This is a genomic window from Anaeromyxobacter dehalogenans 2CP-C (assembly GCF_000013385.1).
GTDB lineage: Bacteria > Myxococcota > Myxococcia > Myxococcales > Anaeromyxobacteraceae > Anaeromyxobacter > Anaeromyxobacter dehalogenans_B.
The window spans coordinates 1,635,396-1,649,532 of sequence record NC_007760.1 but is presented as its reverse complement, the minus strand read 5'-3'; the positions used below and the strand labels follow the sequence as shown (position 1 = coordinate 1,649,532).

Below are 14,137 nucleotides of genomic sequence, written 5' to 3'. Positions count from 1 at the left end.
CGGCTCACCGGAGCGCCCGCAGCGCGGCCGCGACGTCGGCCACGGCGAGGTAGAGGTTCACCTGCTTCGCGCTGCCCGCGGTCCCGACGTAGGCGTACTGGACGTTGATGCCCTTCGCGCCCAGCCGGTCCGCGACCTCGCCGAGCGCGCCCGGCCGGTCCGGCAGCGTCACCTCGACGACCTCGTCCTCGGTGATCTCCCAGCCGTGCGCCGTCAGCGCCCGCCGCGCCGCGGCCGGCTTGTCCACCACCATCCGGAGGAAGCCGCGCCCGTCCAGCACGCTCGCCATGAAGGCGCGGATGCTCACGCCCTTCCGGCCCAGCGCGTCGGCCACCTCGCCCATCACCCCCGGGCGATCCGTCACCCACGCGGAGATCTGCTTGACCCTCGGCATCGCACGCCCCCCTTCCGCATCGCGGAACCACGGCGAGTGACCGGCCTCCTGGCTGCATACCGCCGGGGGGCCGGTCGCGCCATCCCCGCCGCGCGGGACCGTCGCGAGGGGCGCGGCTCAGCCGGTCAGCGCGCTCGCGAACGGGAAGAGGCCGAACGCGCCGCCGGTGTGGAAGAACACGACGCGCGGCGCGGGCAGGCCACCCGGCTCGCGCGCCCGCGCGGCCAGACCGAGCATCGCCTTTCCGGTGTAGACCGGATCGAGGAGCACCCCGTCCTCGCGCGCCGCGCGGCGGATGATCTCCAGCCCCTCCGGCGTCGCCTGGGCGTAGCCCGGGCCGATGAACCCGTCGTCGATCCGGATCTCGTCCGCGGGCACCTCGGGCAGCGCCGGCCACCGCCGGCGCGCGTCGGCGCACAGCGCCGCGATCGTCGCGCGGAAGTACGCCGCGTCGTTGCACACCGCGAAGCCCACCGGTCGCGCGTCCTTCCACCCCAGCGCGCGCACCCCGAGCTCGAGCCCGGCGCCGGTGCCGCCCGAGCCCGCGGCGTAGGCGAGCGTCAGCGGCCCGCTCCGCCACGCCTCCGGGAGCTGCCGCCGCAGCTCCGCCACGGCCAGCAGGTAGCCCAGGCTCCCCAGCGGCGACGAGCCGCCCTCCGGGATCACGTAGGCCCGCCGCCCGGCCGCGCGCAGCTCCGAGGCCACCGCGTCCATGCGCTCGGCGCGGCGCCGGTACTCGTCGTGCGAGACCCAGCGGAGCTCCGCGCCGGCCAGGAGATCGAGCAGCACGTTCGCCTCGGGCGCGGGCGGCCGCGCCGGGTCCGGCACGCGCAGCAGGAGCACCGCGCGCAGCCCGCGCTTCGCGGCCGCGAACGCCGTGGCGCGGCAGTGGTTGGACTGCACGCCGCCGCAGGTGACCACCGTGTCCGCCCCCGCCGCCTCGGCCTCGGCGAGCAGGTACTCCAGCTTCCGCGCCTTGTTGCCGGACAGCTCGAGGCCGGTGAGGTCGTCGCGCTTGTAGAGGAGGTCGAGCCCGAGCGCGGCCCCGAGCCGCGGCGACGGCTCGATGGGCGTGGGCAGCCGGGCGAGCGGCACGCGCGGGGGCAGGTTCAGGGTGGCGGGTTCGCGGGTGGCCGGCATGTCGGGCTCCTCGTACGGTCAGCGTAGCCCAGCCGGGCCGCCGGCTGGAACCGGGCCCGCGGGGGGCACCGGGCCGGGCGGCCGATCGCTCCGGAGCGCGGCCGCAGGACGGCCGGCGCTGCGCGGCGCGTTCACCTGTCGTGGAACGCGCGTTCCACCGATCACCCACCGCCCCCCACCTGCCGCCGCCATTCCGCCGCGACGGCGCGCGGCGGACGCTGGCCCGGCGCTCGCACAGCGGGCCGCCGTTCCTGCACGGCGCACGGGCCGCGCATTCGACGACGGAGGGGAGATGCTCGGACGAGGCGGCGCGTGGGTGGCGCTGGCGGCGGTGGTCGCGGTCGCGGGCTGCGGCTCGGGCGGGAGCACCCCCGCGCCGGTCACGCCGCCCCCAGGGGGCGGCGGAGGCGGAGGGGACGGCGGCGGTGGCGGTGGGGGCGGAGGAGGCGGCGGTGGGGGCGGCGGGACCACCCCGCCGCGCTTCCAGTTCGGCACCCAGGGCCCCTGGGCGGTGGAGAACGCCACCTACGACGCGAGCGCCGGCATCCAGGAGACGCCGGTGATCGGGCTCAGCACCGACGAGAACCAGAACCGCTGGCTGGCGACGCCCTCGGCGCTCTACCTGCTGCGGCCCGGCGAGACCCGCTTCCGGCGCTTCGACGAGCGCGACGGGCTGCACATGGGCGCGAACCGGATGCGGTACTGCCGCGACCGCCCGGTCCGCCCCGAGACCCCCTGCGCCGACGCCGACGTGAGCTGGGGCGTGGCGGCGCCCGAGGGCATCCGCTCCATCGTGGGCGGCGGGCCGGACGAGGTGTTCGTGGGCTACCACGGCATCCACCTGGGCGGCTGGGACTGCGGCGCCAACGGCGACGGCGAGGACTGGTGCGATCCCGACCGCCACAGCGGGAAGATCGACCGGGTCCGCCTGAACGCCGACGGGACGCTGTCGGTCGAGCGCTTCGACCTGGTCGCCGGCAACCACGGCGCGAAGTACTGGCACGACCGGTCGATCTACCGGATGGTCTACGACCACTTCGCCCACCCGCACACGCTCTACGCCGGCACCGAGCACGGCGTGGACCTGCTGTTCCCGGACCAGTTCCGCTGGCCGGATCCGCCCATGGAGTGGCTCGACTCCTTCAACGACGACTACATGGGCGATCACCTGCACGCCAGCGTCTGCAAGGACGCGCCCTGCGACGGCAGCGGCGCGAACCAGCGGCTGGGCGACTGGGCGGGACTCGCCCTCGACGCGAACGGCGACCTGTGGCACGCCGGCAAGTGGGCCGCCGGCCTCATCACCTGGGACGCGGATCCGTTCCACTGGGTCGCCCGCAACGGCGCCGCGTTCAAGGTCGCGTTCGGCGACCCCTACTATCCCGACGGCACCGGCAACATGCCGGTGTTCCCGGTCGCGAACGAGGGGCACGACGTCCTGCTCACCGGCGTGGCGGTCTGCCCGGACGGCACGGTCTGGTTCTCCAGCGCCGGCCCGGCGGACGGGGTGCTGGAGACGGTGGCCTCGTGGGACGGCCGCCGCTTCACGCACTACCTGTCGAGCGCGCTCGGCCTGGGCGAGCGGCCGGTGCGCGACATCGCCTGCCTGCCCGACGGGCGCGTGGTGGTGGCCGGGTACACGACCGGCATCTCGATCTGGGACCCCGCCACCGGGACGTCGAAGGCGATCCGCGCCGGGGGCGGCCTGCCGAGCGACCGGGTGACGGCGATCGAGGTGGACCGGATGCCGTCGCCGCCCACGCTGCACGTCGCCACCGCCGGCGGCGCGGCGGCCCTCCGCGTGCTGCCGTAGCCCGGCCCCGGGGCCCGGCCGCTACGCGCGCGGCCGCGCCCCGGCGCGCCGGGCCGCGTCGGCGAGCACGTCGTACGGGCGGCAGCCGACCACCCGCAGCGCGGCGCCGAAGTCGAAGGTGGGGATGCCGGTGACGCCGGCCCGGGCCGCCTCGGCGCGGGCCGCGTCCACCGCGGCGAGCCGCGCCGGGTCCGAGCCGGCCGCCACCGCGGCGACCGGGTCCAGCCCGGCCTCGCGCGCCAGCCAGCGCAGGTCCTCGTCGGTCTCGATGCCCCAGCCGCGCCGCCAGTGCGCGTCGAACGCCACGGCCCGGAACGGCTCGAGGCGGCCCTGCTCGCGCGCGAGCTGCGCCACCGCCAGCGCCCGGCGCGTGTTGGGGATGCGGTCCGGCGGGCGCAGGTCGTCGATGCCGAACCCCGCGGCGAACGAGCGCAGGTAGCCGGACATGGCCTCCGCGTTCGGGAAGCGCTCCGCCACCGCGACGCCGCCGGGCGGCGTGTCGGGGTGGAGCTCGTATCCCACCCACTCCAGCTCCAGCTCGTACTCGTCCAGCAGCCTGACCAGGCTGCTCCGCTCCGCGACGAAGCAGAACGGTCAGACGAAGTCGGTGAACAGTCTCAGGCGCGCAGGCATGCGGGAGAGTTAACGGGCGGACGGCCCAGGTTCCACCCCACCGCGCGCGCCGCGGCCGCCCGTGGTAGATCGGCGTCGCCGTGCCCCCCGCCCCCGACCGCTGCCCGCGCTGCGCCTTCCCGACCGCGCTCTGCCTGTGCGCCGAGGTGCCGCGGCTCCGCGCTCCGGTGCGCTTCCTCATCGTGCGCCACGCCAGCGAGCGGGAGCGGATGACCAACACCGCGCGCTGGGCGGCGCTGGCGCTCCCCGGCACCGAGATCCTGGAGCACGGCCTGCCGGGCGAGCCCCTCGCGCTGCCGGACCTCGCCGCCGCCGGCGCGGTGGCGCTGTTCCCCTCCCCCGTCCCGACCCCGCCGCCCGCGGCGCCGCCGCGGCTGGTGGTGGTGCCCGACGGCACCTGGAGCCAGGCCCGCCGGATGATGCAGCGGATCCCCGCGCTCCAGCGGCTCCCGCGGCTGACGCTGGGCGGGCCGCCCGACGGCCTGCGCCTGCGCCGCCCCCCGCGCGCCGACGGCATGTCCACGCTGGAGGCGATGGCCGGCGCGCTCTCCGCGCTCGGCGCGCCGGACGCGGCGGAGCGCCTCCTCGGGCTGCACGCCGTGGCGGTGGAGCGCGTCCTCAGGTTGCGCGGCACCTGGGAGGCGGGCTGCGCCGAGGCCGCGCACGGCCACCTTCCCCGCGCCTAGGATCCGCGATGCCCTTCCGCTTCCACCCCGGCCCGCGCGACGCCGAGACCCGCGCCCGGCGCGGCACGCTCGAGACGACGCACGGGCGCGTCGAGACCCCCGCCTTCATGCCGGTGGGCACCCGCGCCAGCGTCACCGGGCTCACCCCGGCCGACGTGCGCGAGGCGGGCGCCGAGATCATCCTCGGCAACACCTACCACCTGCTGCTCCGCCCCGGCCCCGAGGCGTTCCGCACGCTCGGCGGGATCCACCGCTTCATGCGCTGGGACGGCCCGGTCCTCACCGACTCCGGCGGCTTCCAGATCTTCTCGCTCTCGCACGACCGGGTCATCACCGAGGCCGGCGCGCGCTTCCGCAGCTACGTGGACGGGCGCCCGCAGCTCCTCACGCCGGAGTCCTCCATCGCGATGCAGACCGCGATCGGCTCGGACGTGATGATGGTCCTCGACGTGTGCCTGCCCTCCACCGCCGAGGCGCCGGAGCTCCGCGCCGCCATGGAGCGCACGCACCGCTGGGCCCTGCGCAGCCTGGCCGCGCGCACCAACCCGGAGCAGGCCCTGTTCGCCATCGTCCAGGGCGGCCTCGATCCCGCGCTGCGCGCCGCCTCGGCCGGCTTCCTCACCCAGCACCCGTTCGACGGCTTCGCGATCGGCGGGCTCGCCGTCGGCGACACGCGCGAGGAGCGCGGGGACGTGGTGGCGCGCGCCGCCGAGCTGCTCCCGCCGGACCGGCCGCGCTACCTCATGGGCGTGGGCACGCCGCCCGACCTCCTCGAGGCCATCGGCCACGGCGTGGACATGTTCGACTGCATCCTGCCCACCACGCTCGCCTGGCAGGGCACCGCCTTCACCTCCAGCGGCCGCGTGCGCCTCACCCGCACCGAGCACCGCCTCTCCGAGCTCCCGCTCGACGCGGCCTGCGCGTGCGAGACCTGCCGCGGCTGGAGCCGCGCCTACCTGCACCACCTGTTCAAGTGCCGCGAGCCGCTCGGGCCGCGCCTCGTCTCGGTCCACAACCTGCGCCACTACCTCGACCTCATGCGCGGCGCGCGCGCCGCCATCGAGGCCGGCCGCTACCGCGCCTACCAGCGCGAGCGGCTCGAGGCGCTCGACCGCCACGAGCACGACCGGAGCGCGCGCCCGCCGGGCCGGCGCCGCCTGCCCGAGCCGGCCCCGGCGCCGGCCCCCGCGCCCGACGCGCCGCCGGAGGGCGCGCGCTTCCACCTCGTCGTCACCTCGCTGGGCGCGCCCGCCGTGCGCGACGCCGAGTCCGGCGAGGTGATGCACCCGGTGATCGGCCCCGCGGTCGAGGCCGAGCGGCTCTACGTGGCGCAGTCGCGCCTCCGCGAGCGGCTGGCCGAGCCGGGGCCGCCGCTGGTGCTGCTCGACGTGGGGCTGGGCGCCGGGGCGAACGCGCTCGCCGCGCTCCGGGCCGCCGCGGCGGCGCCGCCCGGCGGCCGCGCGCTGGAGGTCGTCAGCTTCGAGCGCGACCTCGGGGCGCTGGCGCTCGCGACGTCCGACGAGGGCGCGGCGAGGCTGGGCCTCGGGCCGGCGGACGTGGCCGCGGCCCGCGCGCTGCTCCGCGACGGCGCCTGGGGCTCCGCGCGGGCACGCTGGCGGCTGGTCGTGGGCGACCTGCAGGAGACGCTGCCCCGGCAGGATCTCCGCGCCGACCTCATCTTCTGGGATCCGTTCAGCCCGCGCGCGAACCCGGGGCTGTGGACGCTGGCCGCGTTCGGCGACGCCTGGGCGCGCTCGGGCCCGCGCTGCGCGCTCTACACGTACAGCACCGCCACCGCCACCCGCTCGGCCCTGCTGCTCGCCGGCTTCCACGTGGGCGTGGGCGACCCGAGCGGCCCCAAGGAGCAGACCACCGCGGCCGCGACCGATCCGGCGCTCCTGGCGCGCCCGCTCGACGCGCGCTGGCTCGCGAGGCTCGAGCGCTCCTCGGCGCCGTTCCCGCCGGACGCCCCGCCCGACGCGCTCGCCCGCGTGCGCGCGCACCCGCAGTTCGCGGCGCGGCGCGCGGAGGAGGTCGCGTGACCGCCTACCGCCCGAGCCGCTGGCTCCCGGGCGCGCACGCCATGACCGTCTTCGCGAGCGTGGCGCGCCCGCTGCCGCGCCCGCCCGCGGTCCGCGAGCGCTGGGAGCTCCCCGACGGCGACTTCCTCGACGTGGACCGCTTCGCCGGCCCCACGGCGGACGCGCCGGTGCTGGTGGTCTGCCACGGCCTGGAGGGCTCGTCGCGCGCGCCGTACGTCCGCGGCCTGGTGGCGCTGGCGCTCGCGCACGGCCTGGCCGCGCTGGCCCTGAACTTCCGCGGCTGCTCCGGCGCGCCGAACCGGCTGCCGCGCTTCTACCACTCGGGCGAGACCGGCGACCTCGACGAGGTGGTGCGGCGGCTGGCGGCGGAGCGCCCGGGGCGCGCGCTCGTGCTCTCCGGCTTCTCGCTGGGCGGCAACGTGGTCGCGAAGTACCTGGGCGAGCGCGGCGACGACCTCGCGCCCGAGGTGCGGGGCGCCGCGGTGGTGTCGGTGCCGTTCGACCTCGCCCGCTCGGCGCGCGCCATCGACGGCCCGGGCTTCTGGAACTGGGTGTACCGGGAGCGCTTCCTGCGGCGGCTGCGCGCCAAGGCGCTGGCGAAGGCCGCCCGCTTCCCCGATCGCCTCGACGCGGCGGCCATCCGCGCGGTCACCACCTTCGCCGGCTTCGACGGCGCGGTGACCGCCCCGCTCCACGGCTTCGCCTCGGCCGCGGACTACTGGACCCGCTGCTCGGCCGGGCGCTTCGTGGCGGGCGTCCGCCGGCCGATGCTGGCGCTCGCCGCGCTCGACGACCCGATGGTCCCGGGCGACACGCTGCCGCTGGAGGCGGCGCGCGCCAACCCGCGCGTCGAGCTGGTCGCGACGACGGCGGGCGGGCACGTGGGCTTCGTCTCGGGGGCGCCGTTCCGCCCCAACTTCTGGGCGGAGCTGCGGGTCGCGGCGTTCGCGGCGGAGCTGGCCGGCGCCGCGCCGGGCGCCGCGCGGCCGCGCCGAAGCTAGGGATCGAGCGCGACCCCGTCCAGCGCCGAGCGCACCCGGCGCAGCCCGGCCGCGCCCGCGCCGCGGAGGTGCTTGAACGCGAGGTGGAGCCCGAAGCTCGCCCCGAGCACCAGCGCGGCGACCAGCACCGCGTTCCACGCGGAGAGCGACGGGCCGACGCGCAGCGCGAGGCCGTGCCAGGTGGACCAGCCCCAGACGATGGGGATGTGGATGGCGTAGACGCCCAGCGACGCCTTGCCGACCGGCGCGAGGCGCGCGGCCGCCGCCGCGGGCACCGCCGAGAGCGCCGCGAGCAGCAGCAGCACCGCGCCGATGCGGTAGGCGATGAGCCCGGGGTGCGCGGGGGGCAGGTCCTCGAGCCCGGTCCAGAGCGTGACGGCGAACATGGCCGCGCCGGCCAGGCCGAGCGCCACGGTGCGGCGGCGCGCGTCGGCGGGCGCGGTGAGGCCCACGACCGCGCCGGCGAAGAAGTAGATGCACCACGGCAGCAGCGGGAACGGCGAGGTGCCGCCCAGCGCCTGCGCCACGGCCATCCCGAGCCCGGGCGCCGGCAGCTCCGCCGGCGCGGGCAGCACCGGCGCGGGCGACCGCATGGCGAGCGCCACCGCGAGCACGCCCAGCAGCGCGAACACGCCCGCCTTCTCGCGCGACGTCCAGGGCAGCGCCAGGACCAGCGCGGCGACGAGCAGCGACACGCCGATCACGTGGAGGGCGTCGAACGCGAGGAGGTGGCTCCACACCGCCGGGTCGCCGACGCGGAGCTGGTCGATGCCCCACCCCGGCCAGCGCAGCCCGTAGCCGATGGCGAGCAGGAGCAGCACGCGGCCGAGCCGGCCGCGCGGGACGTCGAGGCCGCGGGCGCGGCCCCGGCGGATCGCGACCGTGACCGCCCAGCCGGAGACCAGCATGAACAGCGGCGCGGTGAAGCCGCGCGCCTTCCAGTACAGGACCATCCCCGGCGCGGCCCGCGCCTCCGCCGAGAGCAGCGCGTCGAGCGTGTGGCCGAAGACCATGGCCACCACGCCCACCGCGCGGGCGGCGTCGAGCGTCGGGATGCGGGGGGCCTTCGGGGGGATCGTGAGGCTGCCGTCGGACAAGGCGCTGCGCGCTATAGCACGGAACGGGCCACCGTGCAGGCGAAGCGGCGCCCGCGAGGGACGGGACGTCCCCCGGGGGCGCCGCGAGCTGCCGGGACCGCTACTTCAGGCCGCCCTTCACGTACTTCGCGACCGACTTCACCTGCTCGTCGCTGAGCTTGCCCTTGAAGCCCGTCATCTTGCCCTTGCCGTTCTCGACCACCTTCACGATCTCGGCCTCGGACAGCTTCACGGTGGTGAGGTCCTTGGCGCCGAGCGCCTTGCCGGCGGGCGCGCCCTTCCCGTCCTTGCCGTGGCACACGGCGCACTTCTGGGCAAACACGGCGGCGCCGTCGTCGGCGCGGGCGGCGAAGGTGAAGGCGGCGAAGGCGAGGACGGCGACGAGACGCTTCATGGTGACCTCCAGGGGTGGGTGCGGCGTGTGAACGCTTCTAGGGAACCGGGTACCCTGCCGCCGGCGCATGGCCGTGCGCGCGCTCGGGCGCCCTGAACGTACCGACGAGGATGGGCACCGCGATCTTCACCAGGATCGTGAAGGTCAGGAAGCCGATCCCGAACACCCCGCCCGCGACGCCCCACTCCATCCTGGTGGGCGTGTACTCGTATATCTGGCCCAGCGTCGAGGGGGTGAACCCGGGGATGATCAGCCCCATCCCCTTCTCGATGTAGACGCCGGCCCAGATGAGCACGCACCCGATGTTCAGGGTGAGGAAGTTCTTGCGGGTGCGCGGCACGAGGAACAGCAGGAACGCGATCACGCTGCACGCGAGCGAGAGCCAGGCGTACTTCACCAGCACCGTGTGCTCGCCGATCCCGCCCCACAGGTACTGCGTGTAGAGCAGGTGCTCGGTGGCCGAGTAGTACTCCTTGAACAGCTCGGCGCCGAGCAGGAACAGGTTCAGGAACATCGCGTACGACATGAGCTCGGCGATCTTCCAGATGGCCTCGTCCTTGATGTCGAACTTGAACGCCTTCCGGAGCAGCTGGAACAGGATGATCATCACCGCCGGGCCGGAGCAGAACGCCGAGGCGATGAAGCGCGGCGCCAGGATCGACGCGTTCCAGTACGGGCGCGCCGCCATGCCGTTGTAGAGGAACGCGGTCACGGTGTGCGTCGAGATGGACACCGGGATCGAGAGCAGCACCAGCGGCAGGAAGATGCGCTTGTCGTAGTGCTCGCCGCGGTACGTCTTGAACAGCAGGTACAGCACCAGCACCAGGTTGAGCCCCAGGTACGTGTTCAGCACCAGCGCGTCCCAGGTCAGCATCGACGCCGGCCAGTTGGGCGTGCCCAGCAGCGGCGCGATGTGCAGGAAGCGATCCGGGCGGCCCATGTCCACCAGGATGAACAGCAGCGCCATCACCAGCGCGCTGATGGCGAGCAGCTCGCCGAGGACCACCACCTCCTTGATGGGCTTCCACTGGTAGACGTAGGCGGGGATCACCAGCAGCACCGCCGCGGCGGCCACGCCCACCAGGAACGTGAAGTTCCCGATGTAGAACGCCCAGGACACGTCGTCGCGCATGTTGCTGGCGATGAGGCCGGCGGTGGCCTGGTGCGTGTACGACACGACGCCCACGCCGATCATGACGAGGAGGAAGGCCATCCACGCCTTGTAGGCGCGGCCGCCCGAGAGCACCTGGCGGACGCAGCCCTTCACGAACTCGAGGATTCCGGACATCGTCGGGCCCTCTCCGCTAGGTCGCGTAGAAGTAGTAGAACTGCGGGTGCGTGGCGAGCTCCTCCTTGAAGACGAAGACGCGCTTCGTCTCCATCACCTTGCGGATCTCGCTCTCCGGGTCGAGCAGGTTCCCGAACTTCCGGGCGCCCACGGGGCACACCTCGACGCAGGCCGTGTAGCGGCCCTCGCGCACGCGCTGGATGCAGAACGTGCACTTCTCCACCACGCCCTTCGGGCGCGGGCGGTTCCCGAGGTAGTGCTGGTCCGGGTTCAGCTCCTCGGCCGGCAGGTTCGGCGTGGCCCAGTTGAAGTGGCGCGCGCCGTACGGGCAGGCCGACATGCAGCAGCGGCAGCCGATGCACCAGTCGTAGTCGATGACCACGATGCCGTCCTGCTCCTTCCACGTCGCCTGCGTCGGGCAGGCCTTCACGCAGGGCGGGTTCCGGCACTGCTGGCACTGCACCGGGAAGTAGAACTTGCCCGGGCGCGGCACCGCGTCGGCCTCGTAGTACAGGTCGGCGTGGGCCAGGTCCACGCCGTGCTCCTTGTCCATCTCCAGCACCTGGATCCAGTGGATCTGCGGCTCGGTGCGGGACTGGTTGTTCTCCTTCACGCAGGCGTAGACGCAGCGGCGGCAGCCCACGCAGCGGGAGATGTCGAGGCCGTAGCCGTACTCGACGCCGGGCTGCGGCCCCTTCGCCGAGACGGTGGTCTTCTTGCCGAAGCGCTCCTGGTTCCGCTTCTCCACCTTGGCGAGCACCTTCTTCAGCTCGTCCGGCGAGAGCTCCTTGAAGTGCTTGCGGAGGAAGTCCTCCATGTCCACGCCGCTGCTGCACGACGCGAGCGCCGCCACCGCGGTGCCCGCGGCCGCGGTGCGGAGGAACGCGCGCCGCGCCGGGTCGAGCGGACCGTCGCCGATGGGATCGACGCCGTCGCGCGGCGACGCGGGCGGCGCGTCCGCGTCCGTCACGACCGGCAGGCTCTTGTTCGGGGTCATCGGCGCTGCTCCTCCGGGCGCTTCGGCCGCGGCTCGGGCTTGAGGTAGGTCAGGGTCGGGGCCACGGTCTTCTTCCCGCCGGAGACGATCTCCTGGACGCCCTTGAAGCGCGGCGAGTGCGGGTTGTGGCAGTTCACGCACAGGAAATAGGTCTTCTCGCCGTTCCAGTGCCCCACGCGCTTGCCGTGCACGCCCACGCGCCAGTCGCGGTACTTGTCGCCGTGGCACTGGCCGCACAGCCGGTAGGACTCGGTGAACGGCACCGGCGCGCCGTTGGCGAGCCGGAGCACGTCGCGGTTCTGCAGATCGTGGCAGTCGAGGCACCAGCGCTGGTCGGCGCCGTGGTCGAAGATCGACTGCTGCTCGTCGTGGAACACCAGCTCGCGGCGGGTCCCGTTCTTCGGCATCCCGGCGTGGCACGCCGAGCACGGGTAGATCCCCTCCGAGAACGGCGGCGCCTCCGCCTGCACGAGCACCGGCTTCGCCTCCGGCCGGGTCGCCTTCGCCGCCGGCGCCTTCGGGGTCGCTCCCGGTGCGGCCTCCGCGGCGCGCGCCCACCCGGGGACGACGGCCAGCGCCGCCACCACCGCGAGCGCCCCCATCCTCGGTCGTACGTAGCCCATTCGCACCTCCCTGTGCGGCGGGGAAGCTACGCCCGTCTTGACCGCCGTCAGTTGACGCGGATCAATCGACGGCCGGTCCGGATGGGGCGTTCCGGCGGGCGTGCGGCAAGGCGCTCCGCGCGGTTACGTCGCCCTGCGGCCGACGTGCCCGCCACCGGGTCGTACCTGACCCAGCGATCTCCCGGCAGTCCGACCGGGGGTCAAAACGTCCCGCGCGCGATGAGGTCCCGCATGGCCACCACGCCCACCAGCCGGCGCTGGCCGTCCACCACCGGGAGCCGCTCCAGGTCGCCCTCCCCGAACCGGGACGCCACCTCGGCGAGCGTCATGGCGGTGGTGATGGGCTCGACGTCCCGGTCCACCACGTCGGCGGCGACGATCATGCCGAGGTCGGCCTGGTCGGAGATGGTGCCCTTCAGCGCGTCCAGGCGGAGCACGCCGAGCAGCACGCCCTCGGCGTCGGTCACGTAGAGATCGTGGCCGGGCGGCAGCGCGAGCAGCTTCTTCACGAGCGCGTCGAACGCGAGCGTGGGCGGGACGCGCTCGACGTCGCGCTCCACCAGCGCCGCCACCGGCGTGGTGCGCAGCCACTCCGGGCGCGGCAGCTCGGGCAGCGCCACCCCGCTCCGCCGCAGCGGCGCGGTGTAGAGCGAGTCCGGCTCGATGGCGCGGCTGGTGGCCGCGGCGATGGCGGCCGAGAGCATGAGCGGCAGGATCACCCCGTAGTCGCCGGTCAGCTCGAACACGATCAGCACCGAGGACACCGCCGCGTGCGTCGTCCCCGCGAGCACCCCGGCCATCCCCACCAGCGCCAGCGCGCCGGAGGGCGGCGCCCCCGGCAACACCCGCGCCAGCAGCTCCCCGGCCGCGCCGCCGATGGCCGCCCCGAAGAACAGCGAGGGCGTTAACAGCCCGCCGGGGACCCCGGTGCCGGCGCACACCGCGCTGGCGGCGAGCTTCAGGAGCGGCAGCACCAGCAGGAGCCGCAGCGGAACCTCGCCGAGCAGCGTCTGGTGCACGGTGTCGAACCCGTTGCCGAGCACCGCCGGGAAGCGGAGCGCGAGCAGCCCGACCGCGCCCATGCCCAGCACCGGCAGCGCCGGACGCAGGCGCGCCGGCACCCGGTCGAAGCGCACCTCCACCCAGCCCATCACGCGCACGTAGATGGCCGAGGCGAGCCCGAGCACCGGCGCGAGCGCGAGCCCGAGGAGCAGCTCGGCGGGGTGGAGCAGCGCGTACTCCGGGATGTCGTAGGTGGCGTGCGGGACCGGCAGCGTGCGCGCCACGGCGGTGGCGACCACGCACGACACGGCGATGGGCCCGAGCAGCTCCAGCGCGAAGCTCCCCAGCAGCACCTCCAGGCCGAAGAGCGCGCCGCCGATGGGCACGTCGTAGGCGGCGGCGATCCCGGAGGCCGCGCCGCACGCCACCAGCACCCTGGCCTGCCGCTCGCTCACGCCGAGCCGGCCCGCCAGCCACGACCCGCTCGCCGCGCCCGCCTGGACCAGCGCGCCCTCGCGGCCGAGCGACGCGCCCATGCCGACGCAGGTGATGGAGAGCAGCCCGCGCAGCAGCGTCCGCCCCAGCGACAGCTCGCGGCCGCGGTGCCAGATGGCCTCGAGGATGCGCGCCGTCCCGTGCCCGCCGAGCGGCCGGCGCCAGAGCAGCGCCGTCACGCCCACCAGCAGCCCGGCCAGCGCCGGGACGAGCACCCGCCGCCCCGGCGACGAGACGTCCACCGCGTCCACGAAGCGCGGCGCCTGCGGCCAGGCGAGCTCCTGCACGCCCGACAGCGCCAGCAGCAGGGCGCCCGAGCCCAGGCCAGAGAGCGCACCGGTCGCGATGACGAGGACCCAGAACCGCTGGGCCGCGCCGGGCAGGACGCGCAGGAAATCGCGGAGGGAGCGGAAGAAGACCGGGGGCGCCGCGGTGGGCAGGGCCTTCGCGTCCTGTGACGCCATCCGCTCCACGTTGGGGACGGCGGCGGCGGGCGACAGGGTCCCGCGCCGGCCCCGGAGCGGGCCCTGGC

At 75.3% G+C, this 14,137-nt stretch carries 12 protein-coding genes and 1 pseudogene; 4 read left to right on the top strand and 9 right to left on the bottom strand.

Features of this window, described 5'->3' with window-relative positions:
* Positions 1–4: 4 nt before the first annotated feature.
* Positions 5–394, bottom strand: coding sequence for an ACT domain-containing protein (locus tag ADEH_RS07400; protein WP_011420489.1), 390 nt, complete (start codon positions 392–394; stop codon positions 5–7).
* Positions 395–511: 117 nt separating this feature from the next.
* Entirely contained in the window at positions 512–1,534 is a 1,023-nt protein-coding gene (locus tag ADEH_RS07395) for a D-cysteine desulfhydrase family protein (RefSeq protein ID WP_011420488.1), read from the bottom strand.
* A gap of 292 nt (positions 1,535–1,826) precedes the next feature.
* Between ADEH_RS07395 and ADEH_RS07390 the strand changes: the two genes are divergently transcribed.
* Entirely contained in the window at positions 1,827–3,347 is a 1,521-nt protein-coding gene (locus tag ADEH_RS07390; RefSeq protein ID WP_011420487.1) for a WD40 repeat domain-containing protein, read from the top strand.
* Positions 3,348–3,368: 21 nt separating this feature from the next.
* Here the strand turns inward: ADEH_RS07390 and ADEH_RS07385 are convergent.
* A pseudogene (locus ADEH_RS07385) lies at positions 3,369–3,929 on the bottom strand (DsbA family oxidoreductase); the annotation flags it as partial.
* Positions 3,930–4,060: 131 nt separating this feature from the next.
* Between ADEH_RS07385 and ADEH_RS07380 the strand changes: the two are divergent.
* From ADEH_RS07380 to ADEH_RS07370, 3 genes are read left to right on the top strand one after another with little or no spacing between them, the layout of a single operon-like run.
* Complete coding sequence (locus ADEH_RS07380) at positions 4,061–4,666, top strand: tRNA-uridine aminocarboxypropyltransferase (RefSeq protein WP_011420485.1); 606 nt, start codon at positions 4,061–4,063, stop codon at positions 4,664–4,666.
* A gap of 8 nt (positions 4,667–4,674) precedes the next feature.
* Entirely contained in the window at positions 4,675–6,708 is a 2,034-nt protein-coding gene (gene tgt, locus ADEH_RS07375) for a tRNA guanosine(34) transglycosylase Tgt (protein WP_011420484.1), read from the top strand.
* Positions 6,705–7,709 (top strand): YheT family hydrolase, encoded by a 1,005-nt coding sequence (locus ADEH_RS07370; RefSeq protein ID WP_011420483.1) that lies wholly within the window; start codon positions 6,705–6,707, stop codon positions 7,707–7,709. The genes tgt and ADEH_RS07370 overlap by 4 nt, the downstream gene beginning before the upstream one ends.
* Here ADEH_RS07370 and ADEH_RS07365 read toward each other — a convergent pair.
* The 6 genes from ADEH_RS07365 to ADEH_RS07340 all read right to left on the bottom strand — a co-directional run bounded on the left by ADEH_RS07365 (position 7,706) and on the right by ADEH_RS07340 (position 14,069).
* Positions 7,706–8,806 carry a heparan-alpha-glucosaminide N-acetyltransferase domain-containing protein gene (locus ADEH_RS07365; RefSeq protein ID WP_041453393.1) on the bottom strand — a complete coding sequence of 367 codons (1,101 nt, stop codon included), beginning with the start codon at positions 8,804–8,806 and terminating at the stop codon, positions 7,706–7,708. The genes ADEH_RS07370 and ADEH_RS07365 overlap by 4 nt on opposite strands.
* A gap of 100 nt (positions 8,807–8,906) precedes the next feature.
* A complete protein-coding gene (locus ADEH_RS07360; protein WP_011420481.1) occupies positions 8,907–9,200 on the bottom strand; it encodes a c-type cytochrome in 294 nt (97 codons plus the stop codon).
* A gap of 37 nt (positions 9,201–9,237) precedes the next feature.
* The gene (gene dsrP / locus ADEH_RS07355; RefSeq protein ID WP_011420480.1) at positions 9,238–10,488 is read right to left on the bottom strand and encodes a sulfate reduction electron transfer complex DsrMKJOP subunit DsrP; all 1,251 of its coding nucleotides are present in this window, start codon (positions 10,486–10,488) and stop codon (positions 9,238–9,240) included.
* A gap of 16 nt (positions 10,489–10,504) precedes the next feature.
* Positions 10,505–11,485, bottom strand: coding sequence for a 4Fe-4S dicluster domain-containing protein (locus tag ADEH_RS07350; protein WP_041453392.1), 981 nt, complete (start codon positions 11,483–11,485; stop codon positions 10,505–10,507).
* Complete coding sequence (locus ADEH_RS07345; RefSeq protein ID WP_011420478.1) at positions 11,482–12,108, bottom strand: cytochrome c3 family protein; 627 nt, start codon at positions 12,106–12,108, stop codon at positions 11,482–11,484. The genes ADEH_RS07350 and ADEH_RS07345 overlap by 4 nt, the downstream gene beginning before the upstream one ends.
* Positions 12,109–12,308: 200 nt before the next feature.
* Positions 12,309–14,069: a chloride channel protein gene (locus tag ADEH_RS07340; RefSeq protein ID WP_011420477.1), complete on the bottom strand. Its 1,761-nt coding sequence runs from the start codon at positions 14,067–14,069 to the stop codon at positions 12,309–12,311.
* Positions 14,070–14,137 lie beyond the last annotated feature (68 nt).

Bases quoted from the DNA above. Each gene is read 5' to 3' on its own strand.
- ADEH_RS07400 (WP_011420489.1), bottom strand. From the start codon at position 394: ATGCCGAGGGTCAAGCAGATCTCCGCGTGGGTGACGGATCGCCCGGGG.
- ADEH_RS07395 (WP_011420488.1), bottom strand. From the start codon at position 1,534: ATGCCGGCCACCCGCGAACCCGCCACCCTGAACCTGCCCCCGCGCGTG.
- ADEH_RS07390 (WP_011420487.1), top strand. From the start codon at position 1,827: ATGCTCGGACGAGGCGGCGCGTGGGTGGCGCTGGCGGCGGTGGTCGCG.
- tgt (WP_011420484.1), top strand. From the start codon at position 4,675: ATGCCCTTCCGCTTCCACCCCGGCCCGCGCGACGCCGAGACCCGCGCC.
- ADEH_RS07360 (WP_011420481.1), bottom strand. From the start codon at position 9,200: ATGAAGCGTCTCGTCGCCGTCCTCGCCTTCGCCGCCTTCACCTTCGCC.
- dsrP (WP_011420480.1), bottom strand. From the start codon at position 10,488: ATGTCCGGAATCCTCGAGTTCGTGAAGGGCTGCGTCCGCCAGGTGCTC.
- ADEH_RS07350 (WP_041453392.1), bottom strand. From the start codon at position 11,485: ATGACCCCGAACAAGAGCCTGCCGGTCGTGACGGACGCGGACGCGCCG.
- ADEH_RS07345 (WP_011420478.1), bottom strand. From the start codon at position 12,108: ATGGGCTACGTACGACCGAGGATGGGGGCGCTCGCGGTGGTGGCGGCG.
- ADEH_RS07340 (WP_011420477.1), bottom strand. From the start codon at position 14,069: ATGGCGTCACAGGACGCGAAGGCCCTGCCCACCGCGGCGCCCCCGGTC.